Source organism: Promicromonospora sp. NPDC057488 (genome assembly GCF_042802395.1).
In the GTDB taxonomy this organism is placed as follows: Bacteria; Actinomycetota; Actinomycetes; order Actinomycetales; family Cellulomonadaceae; genus Promicromonospora.
In genome coordinates this window covers 1-15793 of sequence record NZ_JBHVEG010000148.1, presented here as the reverse complement: position 1 = coordinate 15793, position 15793 = coordinate 1, and the positions used below count along the sequence as shown (strand labels likewise).

16 protein-coding genes are annotated in these 15793 nt (G+C 72.6%); 10 read left to right on the top strand and 6 right to left on the bottom strand.

Annotation, left to right across the window (positions count from 1 at the left end):
* Window positions 1–56 precede the first annotated feature (56 nt).
* Together ACFU5G_RS23220 and ACFU5G_RS23215 are read right to left on the bottom strand one after the other, a co-directional pair.
* Window positions 57–1064 (bottom strand): ADP-ribosylglycohydrolase family protein, encoded by a 1008-nt coding sequence (locus ACFU5G_RS23220; protein ID WP_377250108.1) that lies wholly within the window; start codon window positions 1062–1064, stop codon window positions 57–59.
* Window positions 1061–2119, bottom strand: a complete 1059-nt coding sequence (locus ACFU5G_RS23215) for an ADP-ribosylglycohydrolase family protein (protein ID WP_377250106.1) — start codon at window positions 2117–2119, stop codon at window positions 1061–1063. Before ACFU5G_RS23215 ends, ACFU5G_RS23220 begins: the two co-directional genes overlap by 4 nt.
* Window positions 2120–2386: 267 nt before the next feature.
* Here ACFU5G_RS23215 and ACFU5G_RS23210 point away from each other — a divergent pair, with 267 nt between their 5' ends.
* The 8 genes from ACFU5G_RS23210 (at window position 2387) to ACFU5G_RS23175 (ending at window position 10944) form a co-directional block, all read left to right on the top strand.
* Complete coding sequence (locus ACFU5G_RS23210) at window positions 2387–3373, top strand: LacI family DNA-binding transcriptional regulator (protein WP_377250104.1); 987 nt, start codon at window positions 2387–2389, stop codon at window positions 3371–3373.
* Between the two features lie 73 nt (window positions 3374–3446).
* Window positions 3447–4790 carry an ABC transporter substrate-binding protein gene (locus ACFU5G_RS23205; protein WP_377250102.1) on the top strand — a complete coding sequence of 448 codons (1344 nt, stop codon included), beginning with the start codon at window positions 3447–3449 and terminating at the stop codon, window positions 4788–4790.
* 3 nt (window positions 4791–4793) lie between these two features.
* Window positions 4794–5762: a carbohydrate ABC transporter permease gene (locus ACFU5G_RS23200; protein ID WP_377250100.1), complete on the top strand. Its 969-nt coding sequence runs from the start codon at window positions 4794–4796 to the stop codon at window positions 5760–5762.
* Window positions 5762–6592, top strand: a complete 831-nt coding sequence (locus ACFU5G_RS23195) for a carbohydrate ABC transporter permease (protein ID WP_377250097.1) — start codon at window positions 5762–5764, stop codon at window positions 6590–6592. Before ACFU5G_RS23200 ends, ACFU5G_RS23195 begins: the two co-directional genes overlap by 1 nt.
* A 47-nt stretch (window positions 6593–6639) precedes the next feature.
* Entirely contained in the window at window positions 6640–6981 is a 342-nt protein-coding gene (locus tag ACFU5G_RS23190; protein ID WP_121382290.1) for a hypothetical protein, read from the top strand.
* 173 nt (window positions 6982–7154) lie between these two features.
* The gene (locus ACFU5G_RS23185) at window positions 7155–9140 is read left to right on the top strand and encodes a pyridoxamine 5'-phosphate oxidase family protein (protein ID WP_377250095.1); all 1986 of its coding nucleotides are present in this window, start codon (window positions 7155–7157) and stop codon (window positions 9138–9140) included.
* Window positions 9141–9174: 34 nt separating this feature from the next.
* On the top strand, window positions 9175–9726 hold the full coding sequence (locus tag ACFU5G_RS23180; protein ID WP_377250093.1) for a CGNR zinc finger domain-containing protein: 552 nt from the start codon (window positions 9175–9177) through the stop codon (window positions 9724–9726).
* Between the two features lie 36 nt (window positions 9727–9762).
* Window positions 9763–10944, top strand: a complete 1182-nt coding sequence (locus ACFU5G_RS23175; RefSeq protein WP_377250091.1) for an SLC13 family permease — start codon at window positions 9763–9765, stop codon at window positions 10942–10944.
* A 37-nt stretch (window positions 10945–10981) separates the two neighbouring features.
* Here ACFU5G_RS23175 and ACFU5G_RS23170 read toward each other — a convergent pair whose 3' ends face one another.
* From ACFU5G_RS23170 to ACFU5G_RS23160, 3 genes are read right to left on the bottom strand one after another with little or no spacing between them, the layout of a single operon-like run.
* Entirely contained in the window at window positions 10982–11746 is a 765-nt protein-coding gene (locus tag ACFU5G_RS23170; protein ID WP_377250089.1) for a YdcF family protein, read from the bottom strand.
* Window positions 11736–12059: a hypothetical protein gene (locus tag ACFU5G_RS23165; protein ID WP_377250087.1), complete on the bottom strand. Its 324-nt coding sequence runs from the start codon at window positions 12057–12059 to the stop codon at window positions 11736–11738. Before ACFU5G_RS23165 ends, ACFU5G_RS23170 begins: the two co-directional genes overlap by 11 nt.
* A gap of 55 nt (window positions 12060–12114) precedes the next feature.
* Window positions 12115–12603, bottom strand: coding sequence for a MarR family winged helix-turn-helix transcriptional regulator (locus ACFU5G_RS23160; protein ID WP_377250084.1), 489 nt, complete (start codon window positions 12601–12603; stop codon window positions 12115–12117).
* 94 nt (window positions 12604–12697) lie between these two features.
* Here ACFU5G_RS23160 and ACFU5G_RS23155 point away from each other — a divergent pair, with 94 nt between their 5' ends.
* Window positions 12698–13915 carry a cytochrome P450 gene (locus ACFU5G_RS23155; RefSeq protein ID WP_377250082.1) on the top strand — a complete coding sequence of 406 codons (1218 nt, stop codon included), beginning with the start codon at window positions 12698–12700 and terminating at the stop codon, window positions 13913–13915.
* Window positions 13916–13976: 61 nt separating this feature from the next.
* Here ACFU5G_RS23155 and ACFU5G_RS23150 read toward each other — a convergent pair whose 3' ends face one another.
* The gene (locus tag ACFU5G_RS23150; protein ID WP_377250080.1) at window positions 13977–14540 is read right to left on the bottom strand and encodes a TetR/AcrR family transcriptional regulator; all 564 of its coding nucleotides are present in this window, start codon (window positions 14538–14540) and stop codon (window positions 13977–13979) included.
* 119 nt (window positions 14541–14659) lie between these two features.
* Between ACFU5G_RS23150 and ACFU5G_RS23145 the strand changes: the two genes are divergently transcribed.
* Entirely contained in the window at window positions 14660–15766 is a 1107-nt protein-coding gene (locus ACFU5G_RS23145; RefSeq protein ID WP_377250077.1) for a hypothetical protein, read from the top strand.
* Window positions 15767–15793: the final 27 nt, after the last annotated feature.

Genomic DNA, 15793 nt, shown 5'->3' with positions numbered 1-15793 from the left:
CAGGGCCTGGGCCGCCGCGACCGGTGCTCCGCCCGTATCCCGGGGGGCGCGTCCCGCTAGTGCGCCCGCTCCACCAGCGCCGTCGCAAGCGCGGTGAGCGACTGCCCGGCGACGGCCGGGACGGTCACGCCCTGCAGCACGTCCAGGTCCGCCGCCTCCGGGGCGCTGCCCGCGGCGCCGCACAGCGCGCCGACCAGGGCGGGCAGGCTGTCCTGGTGCCGGGTGACCGACAGCGCCAGGGGCAGGGCCGCGGCGTGGTCGCCCTCGGTCAGGACGAGGAGGGCGATCGCGAGCGGGAGGGTCTCGGCGACCGTGCCCGGGTGGCTGTAGGTGCGCGGGGCGAACCGGGCCACGAGCGCGGGGACGGCCCCGAAGGGGGTGCGCGCGTCGTCGGCGATCGCGAGGGCGTCGCGCACGCCGTCGGCGAGCCAGTCGTCGGCGGCGAGGTCCTCGTCGGCGGCGGCCAGGGCGTCCCGGGCCGGCGCGCCCTGGAGCAGGTGGCCCACCAGACGCGCGAAGGCGGCGGCCGCGTGGACCCCGATGCCGTCGTGCGTGATGGTCGCGTAGGTGCGCGCGAGCCCGGCCGCGGCTGCCGGGTCGGCCGTGGCGATGGCCGCGGCCAGGGCGCCGGGCAGCGCGGTGTCGTCGTAGAAGGCCGGGTTGTCGGCGCCGGTGTGGGGTGGGCGCAGCCCTGCCTCCGCGTTGAGCAGCGCGGACCGCTGCGCGGCGCTGGTCCAGGTGTCGGGGGCGTCGAGCAGGGCGCGCCAGGTGCCGAACAGGGCGTCCTGGTCCCGGCCCGGGGCCTCCAGCAGGACGCGGGCGGCGACGGCGAAGGTGTCGGTGTCGTCGGTCGCCACGAGCGCCGGCGCGTCGATGGCCGTCAGGACGAACGGCACCACGGGCCGCAGCACCCTGGACTCGTCCAGCTCCAGCGCCCCCTTGCGGAGCATCTGCCGCACCCACGGGTCGCGGACGGTCCGGTGCTCGCTGGCCGGCGCGCCCAGGGCGTCGCCCAGGGCCAGCCCGCGCACGGCGCCCACGGCGCGGTCGAGGCGGTCGGTCATGCTCGGGTCTCCTTGCCACGGTCCGCGTCGCCACGGACGTCGTCGGTGGTCGCACTGCCGGTGGTCGCGCTGCCGGTGGTCGCACGGTCGGTCTGCGCCCGCTCGGCCAGCGCGTCGGCCAGGTCCACCAGGTCGGTGCCGGCCGTCGCTGCGATGCACTGGCCTGTCACGGACCGCACCTGGGCGACGTGCGCCGGGTCGAGCGCGCTCGCGCCGTGCAGGGCGCCGGCCACGGCGCCGGCCATGGCCGCGATGGTGTCGGAGTCCCGGCCGATGTTGACGCCGGACTCGATGGCGCCGAGCGTGCCGTCGTTGGCCCGCAGCAGCCCGATCGTCAGCGCGACGGCCTCGGGGGCGACGTCGGCCCACATGTAGTGCCGCAGCGGGATGGTCGCGAAGAGGGCCTCCTCGGCCTCCTCCGGGGAGCCGGCGCGCGCGGCGATGTCGAGCGCGCGGCGCGCCGTGCGCGCCGACCAGGAGTCCTCGGGCATCGCCGCGAGCATGGCGTCCAGCACGGGGTCGACGTCGTCCTCGACCATGGCGACGGCGACACCGGCGGCGATCGCCTGGGCGCACCAGATGCCGTCGCGCGAGTGGCTGACCTCGGCGTCGGCCCGCGCCATGCGGATCGCGAGCGCGGGGTCCCCGGCGGCGTAGACGCCGATCGGGGCGACGCGCATGGCGGCGCCGTCGCTCCAGGTCTCGGCGTTGCGCTGCCCACTGGCGGGCGGCGTCATGCCGGCGTGGAGGTTGGCGATCGCGATCATCTCGCTGAAGCCGGCCCGGTTGAACCCGGTGCGCTGCGCGCGCAGGGCGTCCAGCCAGGTGTCGGCCACCACCGCGGAGGTCAGGTCCGCGCCCGCCCGCAGCACGCCGCGGGCGCACAGGACCGCGTACTCGGTGTCGTCCGTGCCGGCGGCGTCGGGGTCGACGAAGCCGCGCACCCGGCCCCACTTCTCGCGGATCGCGGGAAGGGTCATGCCCTCCGTCGGCGCGCCCATGGCGTCACCGATCGCCAGGCCGAGCAGCGCTCCGCGCGCACGGTCGTTGTTCATGCTCCTCCGGTCCTCGCCTCTCGTTCCTGCGACGGCGTCCTCGGCCGGCAACGTCTTCGGCCGGCAACTTCGTCAGGCAACGCCGCCTCGAAACGTAACGTTTTGCATCAATCAGCCAGGCGAGCATGCGGGTTGCCGAGATGTTTGCGCACCTTTTTGCGCTTGTGTCTTGCATCACAGGGTGACTTTGCAGGATGCTACTCCAAAACCTTTTGCGCACGCCGGGACGCACAACAGGTCGACGAGGAGCGGGTGGAGGAGCGGGTGATGGTCGGAATACGCGAGGTGGCCGAGGTCGCAGGCGTGAGCATGTCGACGGTCTCGCAGGTCGTCTCGGGCAACCGGCCCGTCTCGGCGGCCACCCGGGCCCGGGTCGAGGCCGCGATCACCCACCTCGGCTACCGCGCCCATCCCGGCGCGTCCCAGCTCCGCGGCGGGCGCACCGGCACGATCGCCCTGATCGTGCCGACCCTGGAGAACCCGTTCTACCCGCTGGTCGCCGCCGGCATGCAGGACGTGCTCGTGCCCCGCGACATCCTGCTGACCGTCACCGACGCCAGCGGCATGGACCGCTCGACCAACGCCATCCACCGCCTCCTGTCGCGCCGCGTCGACGCGATGGTGGCCGCGCCGTTCGGCATCCCCGCGGCCGGCCTCGCCGAGCTGCACGACGCCGGCATCCCCTTCGTCACCCTCGGCGAGGAGCCGCCGGGCGGCGGCGACTACGTGCACAGCGACGACGTCCGCGGCGCCCGCGAGGTCACCGCGCACCTGGTCGCCCGCGGCCGCCGGCGCATCGCCTTCCTGGGCGGCGAGGAGTCCGTGATCCCCACCCAGCAGCGCCTGGAGGGCTACCGGGCCGCCCTGCAGGCGGCCGGCCTCCCCTTCCGGGACGACGACGTCGTGTTCACCGAGTACACGCGACAGGGCGGCCGCGACGGCGCCGCGCTGCTGCTGGACCGCGACGACCGGCCCGACGCGATCGTCGCGGCCAACGACCTGATCGCCATCGGCGTGCTCGACGTGACCAGGGCCCGCGGGCTGCGCGTGCCGGAGGACGTCGCGCTGACCGGCTACGACGACATCGACGCGGCGTCCCTGGTCAGCCCGCCGCTGACCACCATCGAGAACCCGGCCCGCGAGATCGGGCGCGCGTGCGCGCGCCTGCTGCTGGAGCGGCTCGACGGCGACGTCACCGAGGTGACGCGCGCCGTGGCCCTGTCCAACCGGCTGGTCGTGCGCGACTCCACCTGACCCCGCTCCCCCGTTCGTTCCACCTGTTCTATCCGCCTGGCACCATCCACCCTCGCGAGAGAGACACGAAACCTTGAGAATCACCAAGCGCGCACTGGCTCCGATCGGCTTCGCCGCCGCGGTCTCGGTCGTCCTGGCCGGCTGCGTGAGCGGCGGCGGCAGCGCCGGCACCGCGGTCACCTACTGGGGGGCGTTCTACGCGCCGAGCACCGAGGAGGCCTTCCAGGAGATCTTCGTCGACGGGTTCAACGCCGACGGTGACGCGCAGGTCGACATGGAGGTCAAGGAGCTGACCACCATCGGGCAGCTCACCGACACGGCGGTCTCGGCCGGGCAGGCGCCCGACATCGTGTACTCGGACGGCCCGTCGTCGGCCTCCGACTTCGCCCGCGCGGAGCGCACCGTCCCGCTCGACGAGTACGCGAAGGAGTACGGCTGGCAGGACACGTTCCTGCCCTGGGCCTACGAGCTCAGCACCGTCGACGGCAAGGTCTCCTCCGTGCCGGCCAGCTACGGCTCGATGGTGCTGTACTACAACTCGGCGGTGTTCGAGGAGCACGGCTGGACCCCGCCGACCACGCTCGCGGAGTTCGAGCAGGTCGCCAAGGAGGCCGACGAGGCGGGCATGGTGCCGCTCGGCGGCGGGAACGCCGGCTACCAGGGCATGAGCGAGTGGCTCGTCACGGCGGTCCTCAACGCGGCCGTCGGGCCCGAGAAGATCCACGACGTCCTGACCGGCGAGGCCAAGTTCACCGACCCGGAGTTCGTCTCGGCGATCGAGCTGATCCAGGACTGGATCGACAAGGGCTGGCTGGCCGGCGGCGCGGAGTCCTACTTCACCACGGACGACACCGCGAACGTGACCGGCCTGGCCAACGGCACCACCGCCATGTACCTCAGCGGCACGTGGTCGTTCAACTCCCTCTCGGAGGTGTTCGAGGACCCGTCGCAGTGGGCCTGGGCGCCGCTGCCGTCGCTGAGCGACTCGGTCGAGCCGGGCGTGTTCCCCCTCGCGATCGGCACCGCGCTGTCCGTCAGCGCCGACTCCGCCGATCCCGACACGGCGGCCGGGTTCATCGACTACGTGGCCGGCGACGTTGACCGGGCGCTGGAGTACACGGCGCGCACGGGCGAGAACCCGCCCCCGCTGGCGGTCAGCGCCGACCAGTTCCCCGAAGAGGTCGACGACCGCACCGTGGACCTCTACAGCCAGATCCCCGAGTCGACGAACGTCGGCTACGCGACCTGGACCTTCTTCCCGCCGAAGACGGACTCCTACCTCATCACCGAGTTCGACAAGGTGGTGACCGGCGACAGCACCGCGGAGCAGTACCTGGCCGGGATGCAGGACGTCTTCGACGAGGAGTTCGACGCCGGTACGACCCTGACTCCTTTCACCCCCCAGAGCCAGGGCTGACCGGTGACCACAGAGACAGCGACCACCGGGGCCTCGCTGGCGGCGGCCCCGGTGCGTCGCGAACCGCGGCCGGCCCTCCGGGGCCGGCCGCTGGGGGCCAGGCGACAGCGCCGGCTCCTGGCGTGGCTGTTCGTGGCTCCGCTGCTCGTGGTCAACCTGCTGGTCATCACCGGGCCCGGTCTGGCCTCGGTGTTCTACTCGTTCACCGACTGGGACGGGCTGAGCACGCCCCGGTTCGTGGGGCTGGCGAACTACGCCGAGATGCTCCGGTCGGGCGCGGTCGGCAGCGCGCTGCTGCACAACGTCCTGTGGACCCTGTTCTTCCTGGTCGTCCCCATGGGGATGGGCCTGGTGGGCGCGTTCCTGCTGTCCCGCCTGCGCCGGTACCAGGCGATCTTCCGCGTCCTCTACTTCATCCCATACGTATTGGCGACGGTCGTGTCCGCCGCCGTCTGGCGGCAGATCCTCGACCCCGACGGCGGGATCGGCGCCGCCCTGGCGACCCTGGGCATCCCGTTCCTCGCGGACGTGAACTTCCTCGGCAACCCGTCGCTCGCCCTGGGCTCGGTCGCCTTCGTGAACACCTGGCAGTGGTGGGGCTTCCTGCTGGTGATCTTCCTGGCCTCGATGCAGTCGGTGGACCCGGCCCTGTACGAGGCCGTGCGGCTCGACGGCGCCGGGCCGGTGCGCGAGTTCTGGCACATCACGCTGCCGATGATCCGGCCGACGCTGGTCTTCCTGGGCCTGATGACGATCATCTGGTCGTTCCTCGTCTTCGACTACGTCTACGTGCTCACGCAGGGCGGACCGGCCGGGTCCACCGACGTGCTCAGCACGGTGCTCTACCGCGAGGCCTTCCAGAACCAGCGCCACGGCTACGCCTCCGCCGTCGCCATGCTGCTCTCGGCGATCAGCGCCGCGACCGTGCTCGGCTACCTCGCGCTGCGCCGACGACTGCGATGGGACATCTGATGGGCACCACCGCCCGCCGCGCCCAGCCCGTGAGCTGGATCGTCCTGGGGCTGCTCGCCCTGTACGCGCTCGGCCCGCTGCTGGTGTTCGCGTTCAACGCGCTCAAGTCCGCCCGCGAGATCGACAGCAACCCGCTGGGGCTCCCGCAGTCGTGGAGCTGGGGCAACTTCGCCGTGGCCTGGGAGCGCGCCCACATGGGCGGCGCTCTCCTGAACAGCCTGGTCATCGCGGTGGCCACCGCGGCGGGCGTCGCGCTGATCGCCACCATGGCCGCCTACGCCATGACCCGCCTGGACCTGCCCGGCGGCGGCGCGTGGATCCTGTGGCTGCTGGTGTCCTCGTCGCTGCCGATCCAGCTGTTCCTGGTACCGCTGGTGAGCTGGTGGTCGACGCTGGGCCTCTACAACCAGCCCGTCGGCCTGATCATCATCTACTGGGCCGTGTACAGCCCGTTCGCCACCCTGCTCGTGCGGGCGTTCCTGATCGGCATGCCCAAGGAGTACGAGGAGGCCGCGCGGCTGGACGGCGCCGGCGAGCTCGGCGTGTTCGCCCGCATCGTGCTGCCGATGATCCGGCCCGCGGTCCTGACCGCCGCCCTCGTGTCCGGGCTGCAGGCCTACAACGAGTTCATGCTCGCCGTCACGTTCATCCAGGACCGCGACTTCCAGCCCGTCGCACTCTCGCTCTACTCGTTCCAGCAGGGATTCACGACCGACTGGTCCCTGGTCAGCGCGGCCGGGCTGCTCATGGCCCTGCCCGTCGTCGTGCTCTTCCTGACCATGCAACGCACCTTCATCGACGGCTACGTCTCCCGCGGCATCGCCGTATGAGCCGGCCGTCCTCGCCCCGGGATTCCCGACCAGACCAAGGAGTGTCCATGCCTTCCGCGAAGGAAATCCTGCACACCACCGCGGCCGACCAGATCGACCTCGGCCTGGTGGACCTCGTCACCGTCGAGAACTACAACCGACTGGTCGGAGCCATGCTCGTGGCCAGCGACAACCACCGCCTCATGATGGAAGACCTCGGCGACGACGAGATACACGCGTGGTCCTGGACCCCGTGGGTCGACGGCAGGTTCGGCAAGACCAGCGTCACCCGGGACGAGCTCGTGGCCCGGCTCGCGGTCGAGCGCTGGCTCACGGACGCCCCGCCCATCCAGCGCGAGCCCGAGTGGGACATCTCCACCGTGCTGTCGGCCGACGAGGACTGGCGCTGAGGTAGCACGTCGTCCAGTGGTGGCGGCAGCTGGGGCGACGTGGCGCCCCGGCTCGCCCGCACACCAGGTCGCCCCGCGCTGAAACAGATTTCTAACCGTTGTTGTTGCAGTAGACGGTTAGAAGAATGTTCGCGCACCATCGACCAGCGGGGATGCCCCCCGCAGGACGGCTCATGCACACACATCACCCGCGGCCTCCGGCCCAGTGGCACCCCGGGGAGACGGCGATGCACCGCCTGCTCGGGGTGCCCCCGCAGGACAACCCGACGATCCCCGGCCTGCCCGCCGCGTACGCGCAGTGGATGGCGCAGAGCCCCCTCCTGGCGCTGGGGACCGTCGACCAGGACGACCGCATCTGGACCACGCTCCTCGGCGGACGGGCCGGGGTGGTCAGACCGATCGCCGCCGGCGTGCTGGGGCTGTCCACGCCCGCGCACCTCGGGGCCCCGACCAGCGGTGAGGGAGACGGCGAGGGCGAGGGCGCTGCTCCGGGCCGGACCGGGTTCGACCCCGTCCTGGAGGCCCTGTTCACGGGCCCCCAGGACGGGAACGCCGTCGACCACGCGGACGGGAAGCTGGTGGCCGGCCTCGCGATGGACCTGGAGCAGCGGACCCGGGTCAAGCTCGCGGGGCGGATGCTGCGCGGCATCGTCCTGGAGCAGGACGCCACCGCCACCACCGGCCCGACGGATCCGTCCCGCGTGGACGTGCAGCTCGCCCTGGCGATCGACGAGACCCTCGGCAACTGCCCGAAGTACCTGAACCGCAAGTCCGTGTGGCCCCACGAGGCGGCGCCTCGCCTGGTCAGCGACTCGCTCCCCCTGACCGACGAGGCCGTGCGGCTCGTCGGCCGGTCGGACATCTTCTTCCTCTCCAGCCGGCACGGCGCCGAGAGCATGGACACGAACAACCGCGGCGGCGCGCCCGGGTTCGTGCGAGTCCTCAGCAACTCCGCGGACGACGGGGTGAGCCTGGTCTACCCGGAGTACTCGGGGAACCGGCTCTTCCAGACGCTCGGGAACCTGCGGGCCGACCCGGCGGTCGGGATCACGTTCCCCGACTTCGAGACCGGGGACGTCCTCTACCTCACCGGGCGGGCGGAGATCCTCGTCGGCGCCGACGCCGCCGCGGTGCTGCCGCACAGCCGGATGGCGGTCAAGGTCACGATCGACGCGGCCCGCTTCGTGAGCGACGGGCTGCCGTTCCGCGGCCGCCTGCTGGACCCCTCCCCCTACAACCCGCCGGTGCGCCGGCTGGCACGGGAGATCGACGGCACGGGCGAGGCCGACGCCGAAGCCGTCGCCGTCGCCGTCGCGCAACCCGACGGACGGTCCGGGGGCACCGCGGTCGCGACCCTGGTCCGCTCGACCCCGATCACCCCGACGGTCACGCGCCACACCTTCCGGCTGTCGCCCGCCCCGGCGTCCCCGGGGTCGGACGAGGAGTTCCCGCGCCTCGCCCCGTGGCGGCCCGGGCAGCACGTCACGCTCGACTTCTCGGCCCACCTCGACCAGGGGTGGTCGCACATGCGGGACCACGACCCGGCGTCGCTCAACGACGACTACATCAGGTCGTTCACGGTCTCGAGCCCGCCCCCGCGCCGGACGGGCTCCCTGGCCGACGTCGAGCTCGACGTCACGGTCCGCCGGCACGGCCCGGTCACGCGCCTCCTGGCGGGGTGGCCGTCGGGAGCGACGCTGACGGTTCCCGTCCTCGGGTTCGACGGCGCAGGGTTCGACGGCGCGGGAATCGACGGCGCAGCGGATCACCCGGCATCGGACGAGGACCTCGTCATGGTGGCCGGCGGCGTCGGCATCACGCCTTTCATGACGCTCTCCGGCCCACGCTCGTCCATCTTGTGGAGCCTGAACGCCGACGACCTGCCGCTCGCCGTGGACGTCGCCGAGAAGATCGGGACCCGGTCCAGGGTCACGCTGTTCGTGACCGGCGAGATCGGCCCGAGCGGGCAGCGCGACCTCCAAGCGCTGGCCCGGCTCGGCGTCGACGTCCGCACCCGGCGGATGAGCAGGGACGACGTCGTGCACGCCGGAACCGAGGGGCACCGGCGGTTCCGCGTGTGCGCCGGGCCGGGCCTGCGGCGGTCGCTGCTGGACTGGCTGGCCGACGAGCAGGTCAGCCTCGTGGACTTCGACTACTAGCCGGGAGGGCCTGATGAAGATCAGGGTTTCTGCGATGCCGGAACGACTGCTGGTCGGGGAGACGATGTCGCTCGACCTCGTGAACACCGAGTGGATCGACCACGGCAACATGGTCGACTTCCTCGCCGCCGACGGCGCGCCCGAGCTCTGGTTCCGCGAGTACGGTTTCGACCCCGCGGAGCAGGACGTCGACGCCCTGCGGGCCTCGCGCAGCGCGATCCGGTCGCTCCTTGACTCCCCCGGCGCCGACGCGGACGCCCGCCTGAACGACGTCCTGTCCCACGGGTACGAGAGCACGCGCGTCACGGACGGGCGCCCCGAGACCGCGCCCACCGCGGATGCGGGCTGGGGCGCGGCCTGGTCGGCGGCGCGGGCGTTCACCGAGCTGCTCACCGCGCACCCCGACCGGATCCGGCAGTGCGCCCACCCGGACTGCGTCCTGTGGTTCTACGACACCTCGCGCAACGGCCGCAGGCGCTGGCACTCGATGGAGACGTGCGGCGCCCGGACCAAGTCCGCGCGGCACTACCGGCGGTACGTGAGCGACGAGACCGCGAGAGCGGACGGCACCGCCCCCGTCGCCTAGCCCGGCCGCCCTCGTGCAGGTCCGTATGCTCAGCGCGTGAACGTCAGACACCGCGCCGTGCGGCCGAGCACCTGGGTCGTCCTCGCGATGGTCGTTCTCGCGGCCGCCTGCGTCCTGAGCGGCCTGCTGCCCGCTCAGGACGCCCGGGCCGTCGGCGCGCGCACCGCCCCCGTGCTCGGGTTCGTCGTCGCCATCACGATCGTCGCCGAGCTGGCGCGCGACGCCTCGGTGTTCGAGGTGCTCGCGCAGCTCCTCGGCCGCTGGGGCCGGCGGCGCATGGTCGTGCTGTGGGTGTGGGTGGTGCTGCTGGCCGTGGTCAGCACGGTGTTCCTCTCCCTCGACACCACCGCGGTCATCCTGACGCCGCTCGTCGTGCTGCTCGCGCAGAGCATCGGGATCTCGCCCCTGCCGTTCGCGCTGGCGACCATCTGGCTGGCGAACACGGCGTCGCTGCTGCTGCCGGTCTCCAACCTGACCAACCTGCTCGCCGCACCGGCGATGGGCGACCACCCCTCCGCGTTCCTCGCGCTGAGCTGGGCACCGGCCCTCGTCGGCGTCGTGGTGCCCGTCGCGATCCTGACGGTCCGGTACCGGGGCGTCCTGTTCTCGACCTACCAGGTCCCGCCGCAGCGGGTCCCCGCCGACCCCGTGCTGTTCTGGGGCGCGGCGCTGGTGCTCCTGGTGCTGCTGCCGCTGCTCGCGTTCACGCCGCACGTGTGGGTCCCCGCGACGGCCGCCGCCGTCGTGCTCGCCGTCCTGTTCCTCGTCCGACGACGGAGCGCGCTGCGGCCCGCGCTGGTGCCGTGGCAGGCCCTCGGGATCGCCGGGTCGCTGTTCGTCCTGGTCGAGACGGCGCACGCCCACGGCCTCACGGCGCTGCTGGCGGCGGTGACCGGTGCGGGCCACGGCCCGGGCGAGCTGCTGCGCGTCGCGGGGCTCGGCGCGCTGACCGCTAACGGCATCAACAACCTGCCCGCCTACCTCGTGCTGGAGCCGATCGCCGCGGGCGACCCCGTCGTGCTGATGGCGCTCCTGATCGGCGTGAACCTGGGCCCGCTGGTCACGCCGTGGGCCTCGCTGGCGACGCTGCTGTGGCACCAGCGCGTCGTCGCGCTCGGTGTCCCGGTCCCCTGGGGCCGCTTCGCCGCCTGGGGCCTGGTCGCGGCGGTGCCCACCGTGGGCCTGGCCGCCCTGGCACTGGCCGCCGTCGGCGGATAAGGCCCGACGGACGGACCGCGGTCACTCCCGCAGGCGGTCACTCCCGCAGAAGGAACAGCTGCACGACCGCCAAGGACTCCCGCACGTAGTCGACCGGAACGGTGTACCACGGCGTCGTGGCGTGCATCGAGGCGCTGTCGAGCCCCGCGATCCCGGACAGCCGGCTCGCCCGGAAGACGTGGTAGTCGTTCGTGACGAAGACCGTCGTGTACCGCTCCCCCAGCCGGGCATCCAGCAGGCCCTTCGTGAGGACGAAGTTCTCGTGGGTGCTCGTCGACCGGTCCTCCATGAGGATCGCGCCCTCAGGAATGCCCCGCGAGACCAGGAATCTCTTCATGGCGAGCGCCTCGGTGACGGACTCCCCCGGACCTTGCCCTCCGGAGACGACGACCAGGGCATCGGGGTTGGCCTCGTGGTACTCGACGGCCGTCTCCAGCCTTTCCCGCAGTGCCGGGGTGACGGCCTCACCCTTGATCGCGGTGCCGAGGACGATGACGGCGTCCTCGTCGTAGGAGACCGTGTCCACCCGGCCGAGGGCCGCGACGGACGAGATGGCGAGGATGACCGCCGCGTTGGCGACCAGCAGCGAGATCCTCAGCGCCTTGGGAAACCCACTTCTGGTCCGGGCTCGGACCTTCTCGTGAAACAGCCCGTAGAGCAGGTAGACGACGCCGATCGCGAACGCCGCGATGACGCCCGAATTCACGCTGATGATCGATGCGACGAGCAGCGCATCCCCGATCAGAAGTGCCCCGGCAGCCATGAAGAGGATCTTGACGAAGGTTTCCAACTCAGTGCTCACCGGTAAAGCGCAGGAGGACGTGCCCGTCGTCCGAGGCCCAGACATGGCCGACCCATTGGAGGTCCCGGACGGCTGGGCGACGGCCGGTGACGAGACGTGGGGCGATCCGCGACCACGCGTCCTCGGCCGAGCCGTTCACGAAGAGCGTCAGCCCGTCCGGGTAGACGTCCGTGACCACGACGGCGCCGTCGGCCAGCAGCTCTCGCCCCAGTTTTCGGTCGACGCGCTGCGGCGTACGGCGGTAGACGACGCCGTCCGGCCCGCGCAGTGACCCGTCAGGCAGCTCGTCGAGCTCCCGCCGCCGATTTTCCATGACGGGAGACTACGGTGCCGCGCGGTCGCGATGACCGGGCCGATCCGGTGTTCGCCTACCGCGGCCAGGGTCGCCCCGTGATCTGCTCGATGTCCTGGTTGAACTGGCGCAGGTCGGCGATGAAGCCGTCGAGCCGCTCGGGCGTCCAGCCGGCGACCACCTGGGTGATCCCGTCGACGACGACCTCGCGGTTCGCCCGGAGCATCTCGCGCCCCTTGCGCGTCATGCGGAACTTGCGCGCGATCCCGCCGTCCGGGTCGAGCGTGCGCTCCACGAGCCCGTCCTTGAGCAGGGCGGCGGTCTGCCGGGTGAGCGTGGAGGGTGCGAGGCCGAAAGCCTCGACGAGGTCGGTCACCGACATGGGGCCCTGCACCTCGATCCGGCTCAGGAGCACGTAGGCGCTGCGGTCCAGACCTTCGGCGCCGGCCAGGCGGTGCGGCGCGGTCATCTCCCGCTGCCGGGTGAGGATCATCAGCTCCCGCTCGATCCGTTCCCCGGTCTGCCGGGCGTCCGTCTCGGTCGACCTGGGCTCCCGCGTCTGCATGCGGCCAGGATACGGCAGCCGTTGTGCACCATGCGCAGAGATTGCATGATGCACTGGTTGTGCATCATGCACTGCGTGTGTAGCGTGCGTCGTCATGACGGTTTCACCCTCCCTGCGCTACCCGCTGCCCTACGACGGCGCACTGGACGCCCCCGACGAGTGGGAGCGGCTGCGCCGACAGTGCCCCGTCGCCGGGATCGAGCTGCCCAGCGGCGACCACGCGACCCTGCTCACCCAGCACGCGGACGTCCGGCAGCTCCTCTCGGACGCGCGCTTCGTCCGCCCGACGGCGCAGGACGGCTCCGCCCGGATCGTGCCGGACGGCGAGGGCGGGGCCGTGGCGTCGAACGAGACGAGCGCGCTCGCCGTGCCCACCAAGGGCGCGGAGCACCAGCAGTGGCGCCGCCTGGTGGGCAAGTGGTTCACCGCCAGGCGCATGACCGCCCTGCGCCCCGGGATGACCGAGATCGCCGACCGGCTCATCGACGAGATGATCGAGTCCGGCCGGCCCGCGGACCTCAAGGCCCACCTCGGGTTCCTGCTGCCGGTGTACGTCATCTGCGACATGCTCGGCGTGCCCCCGGAGGACCGGGACCGGTTCTCCCACTGGTCCGACGCGCTGCTCAGCATCAACCGGTTCACCCGCGAGGAGACCGACCGCGCGCAGGCCGAGTTCGTGCAGTACATGGCCGGGCACGTCGCGGCCAAGCGGGAGCAGCCGGCCGACGACATCATCAGCATGCTCATCCAGGACTCCGCCGAGGACGGTCAGGGCCTGACCGACCAGCAGATCCTCGGGACCGCCATGGGGCTGCTGGTGGCCGGCCACGAGACCACCGCCAACATGATCGGCAAGATGGTCGCGCTGCTCCTGGCGGACCGCAGCCGCTGGGAGCAGCTGGTCGCCGACCCCTCGCTGGTCCGGACCGCCGTCGAGGAGTCGCTGCGCTTCGACACCAACCTGGGGTTCGGCCTGCGCCGCTTCATCAGCGAGGACGTCGAGATCGGCGGCGAGACCCTGCCGCGCGGCACCACCGTCGTGTGCAGCCAGACCGCCGCCAACCGGGACGAGGCCGTCTTCGACCACGCGGACGAGATGGACCTGACCCGCAGCCCCAACCCGCACCTCATCTTCGGCGCCGGGCCGCACTCCTGCCTGGGCCAGGCCCTCGCGCGCACCGAGCTGCAGGTGGTCCTCGAGGTGCTGCTGCGCAGGCTGCCCACCCTCGAGCTGGCCGTCCCGACGAGCGAGCTGACCCGGATCGAGGGTCTCGTCGTCGGCGGCCTGCGGGAGGTCCCCGTCCGCTGGTGACCGCGGGACCAGTTTCTACGTAGACCAGCGATCGACGTCCCGGGACGAACGCAGACCTCGTTCAGACGAGCAGCTCCCGCAGCGACTCCGCGACAGCGCGCAGGCCACGGCTGAAGCTGGCGGCGTCCGCCTCGATCCACCGGTGGAAGGCCAGGCCGAAGACGACGGACCCGATCTGCGCGACGAGTGTCGCGACGTGCGGCTCGGCGCCCCGCTGCCGCAGGGCCTCGTCGATGGCCGCGGCTATCGCCGCGGCCTTGGTGCGCTCGCGCTCCTGGAGCTCGGCGCTGGCGTCGATCACGACGCGCCGCCTGGCGGCCTGGGCGTGGTCCACGATCGTGGCGACCTCGGAGCCGACGCGGTCGAGGGCGTCGAGCACCGCCGCGGTCGGCGAGGCGGCCGGGTCCGCGGCGAGCACCGCCTCGCCCACCGCCGCGGGTAGCCGCTCGGAGCCCGCGAAGAGCACCTCACGCTTGTCCGGGAAGTAGCGGAAGTAGGAGCGGCGCGTCAGCCCCGCGCGCTCCGCGATGTCCGCCACCGTCACGGCGTCGTAGCCGCGCTCCAGGTAGAGGTCGAGGGCCGCCTCGGTCAGCCGCTCCTGTGCTCCCGGATCCCATCTCGCCACGGCCCGAGACTAGCACCGATGACACCCTGTGCCGTCAGTGCTAGCGTTGTCGAGTGACGACACAGAGTGTCATCACTGGCGGGCGCGGAGGCGCCCGATCCGACGACGGGGAGAGCTTCATGGGACACAGCGACAGATCCGACGAGGTATGGGTCCTCGGCGCGACCGGACGCACCGGACGGGCCGTGGCGGCGCGGCTCGTGGCGGACGGCGTCGCGCCGGTGCTGGTCGGGCGGGACGGCGAGCGCCTGCGGCGGCTCGGCGAGAATCTCGCGCCGGACGGCGGCCTCCGGGTGGTGGTCGGCGCCACGCCCGCGGAGACCGCGGCCGAGATCGCCCGGCAACGACCCGCCGTGGTGGTCAACACCATCGGCGACTACGCCCGGACCGCACTGCCCGTGATGCGGGCGTGCCTGCCGGGCGGACACTACGTCGACCTGGCCGCCGACCTGGGCGCCATGCACCAGCTCGCCGCGCTCGGCCAGGAGGCGGCGGATGCCGGCAGCACCCTGGTCACGGGCGCCGGGTTCGGCGCGCTGGGCACCGAGGCGGTCGTCGCCAAGCTGTGCGAGGGCCGGCCTGCCCCCAGCGAGGTCAGGGTCGACGCCTTGGCTTCCGTGGCCATCGAGGCGGGCCGGCTGGGAGAGGCCCTGGCTGCCAGCATCGTCGACGTCGTCGCCACCGGCGGGCGCCGCTACTCGGGCGGCCGGCTCGTGCGCACCCGGCTCGGAGCCGACGTCCATCACCTCACGCTGCCCGACGGCGAGGCCGTGACCAGCGTCGGTGCGCCCTCGGGCGAGCTCTACGCCGCGCACGTGGCGAGCGGCGCGCCGTCCGTGACCGCCACCTCGATGCTGGTGCCCTCCTCGGGCGCGGCCCGGGCCGCGCTCCCGGTGCTCGGTGCCCTGCTCCGGGTGCCCCCGCTGCGCCGCCTGGCCGTGAGCCGGCTCGCCCGGGTCGAGGTCCCGGCGGCACCGCGACCGCGCGAGCACACGTGGGGGCACGCGGTCGTCACGTGGCCCGACGGCACCCGGCGGGAGGGCTGGCTGCGCGCCGGCGAGGCGATGGACTTCACCGCCGGTGTCGCCGCCGTCGTCGCCGAACGCCTGGCGCGGGGCGAGGGCAAGCCGGGGGCGTACACGCCGTCGGCCGCCTTCGGGCCGGACCTGGCCATCGAGGCGGGCGGTGAGTTCCTGTTGCACGGGACCGCACGGTCGGCCGAGTAGCTCGCGGGGCGACGGCCGGGCGAGGAC

What these genes read in the sequence shown, in the direction of transcription:
- ACFU5G_RS23155 (WP_377250082.1), top strand. Translation starts at nt 12,698, where the DNA reads ATGACGGTTTCACCCTCCCTGCGCTACCCGCTGCCCTACGACGGCGCA.
- ACFU5G_RS23160 (WP_377250084.1), bottom strand. Translation starts at nt 12,603, where the DNA reads ATGCAGACGCGGGAGCCCAGGTCGACCGAGACGGACGCCCGGCAGACC.
- ACFU5G_RS23220 (WP_377250108.1), bottom strand. Translation starts at nt 1,064, where the DNA reads ATGACCGACCGCCTCGACCGCGCCGTGGGCGCCGTGCGCGGGCTGGCC.
- ACFU5G_RS23215 (WP_377250106.1), bottom strand. Translation starts at nt 2,119, where the DNA reads ATGAACAACGACCGTGCGCGCGGAGCGCTGCTCGGCCTGGCGATCGGT.
- ACFU5G_RS23180 (WP_377250093.1), top strand. Translation starts at nt 9,175, where the DNA reads ATGCCGGAACGACTGCTGGTCGGGGAGACGATGTCGCTCGACCTCGTG.
- ACFU5G_RS23165 (WP_377250087.1), bottom strand. Translation starts at nt 12,059, where the DNA reads ATGGAAAATCGGCGGCGGGAGCTCGACGAGCTGCCTGACGGGTCACTG.
- ACFU5G_RS23195 (WP_377250097.1), top strand. Translation starts at nt 5,762, where the DNA reads ATGGGCACCACCGCCCGCCGCGCCCAGCCCGTGAGCTGGATCGTCCTG.
- ACFU5G_RS23145 (WP_377250077.1), top strand. Translation starts at nt 14,660, where the DNA reads ATGGGACACAGCGACAGATCCGACGAGGTATGGGTCCTCGGCGCGACC.
- ACFU5G_RS23185 (WP_377250095.1), top strand. Translation starts at nt 7,155, where the DNA reads ATGCACACACATCACCCGCGGCCTCCGGCCCAGTGGCACCCCGGGGAG.
- ACFU5G_RS23210 (WP_377250104.1), top strand. Translation starts at nt 2,387, where the DNA reads ATGGTCGGAATACGCGAGGTGGCCGAGGTCGCAGGCGTGAGCATGTCG.
- ACFU5G_RS23190 (WP_121382290.1), top strand. Translation starts at nt 6,640, where the DNA reads ATGCCTTCCGCGAAGGAAATCCTGCACACCACCGCGGCCGACCAGATC.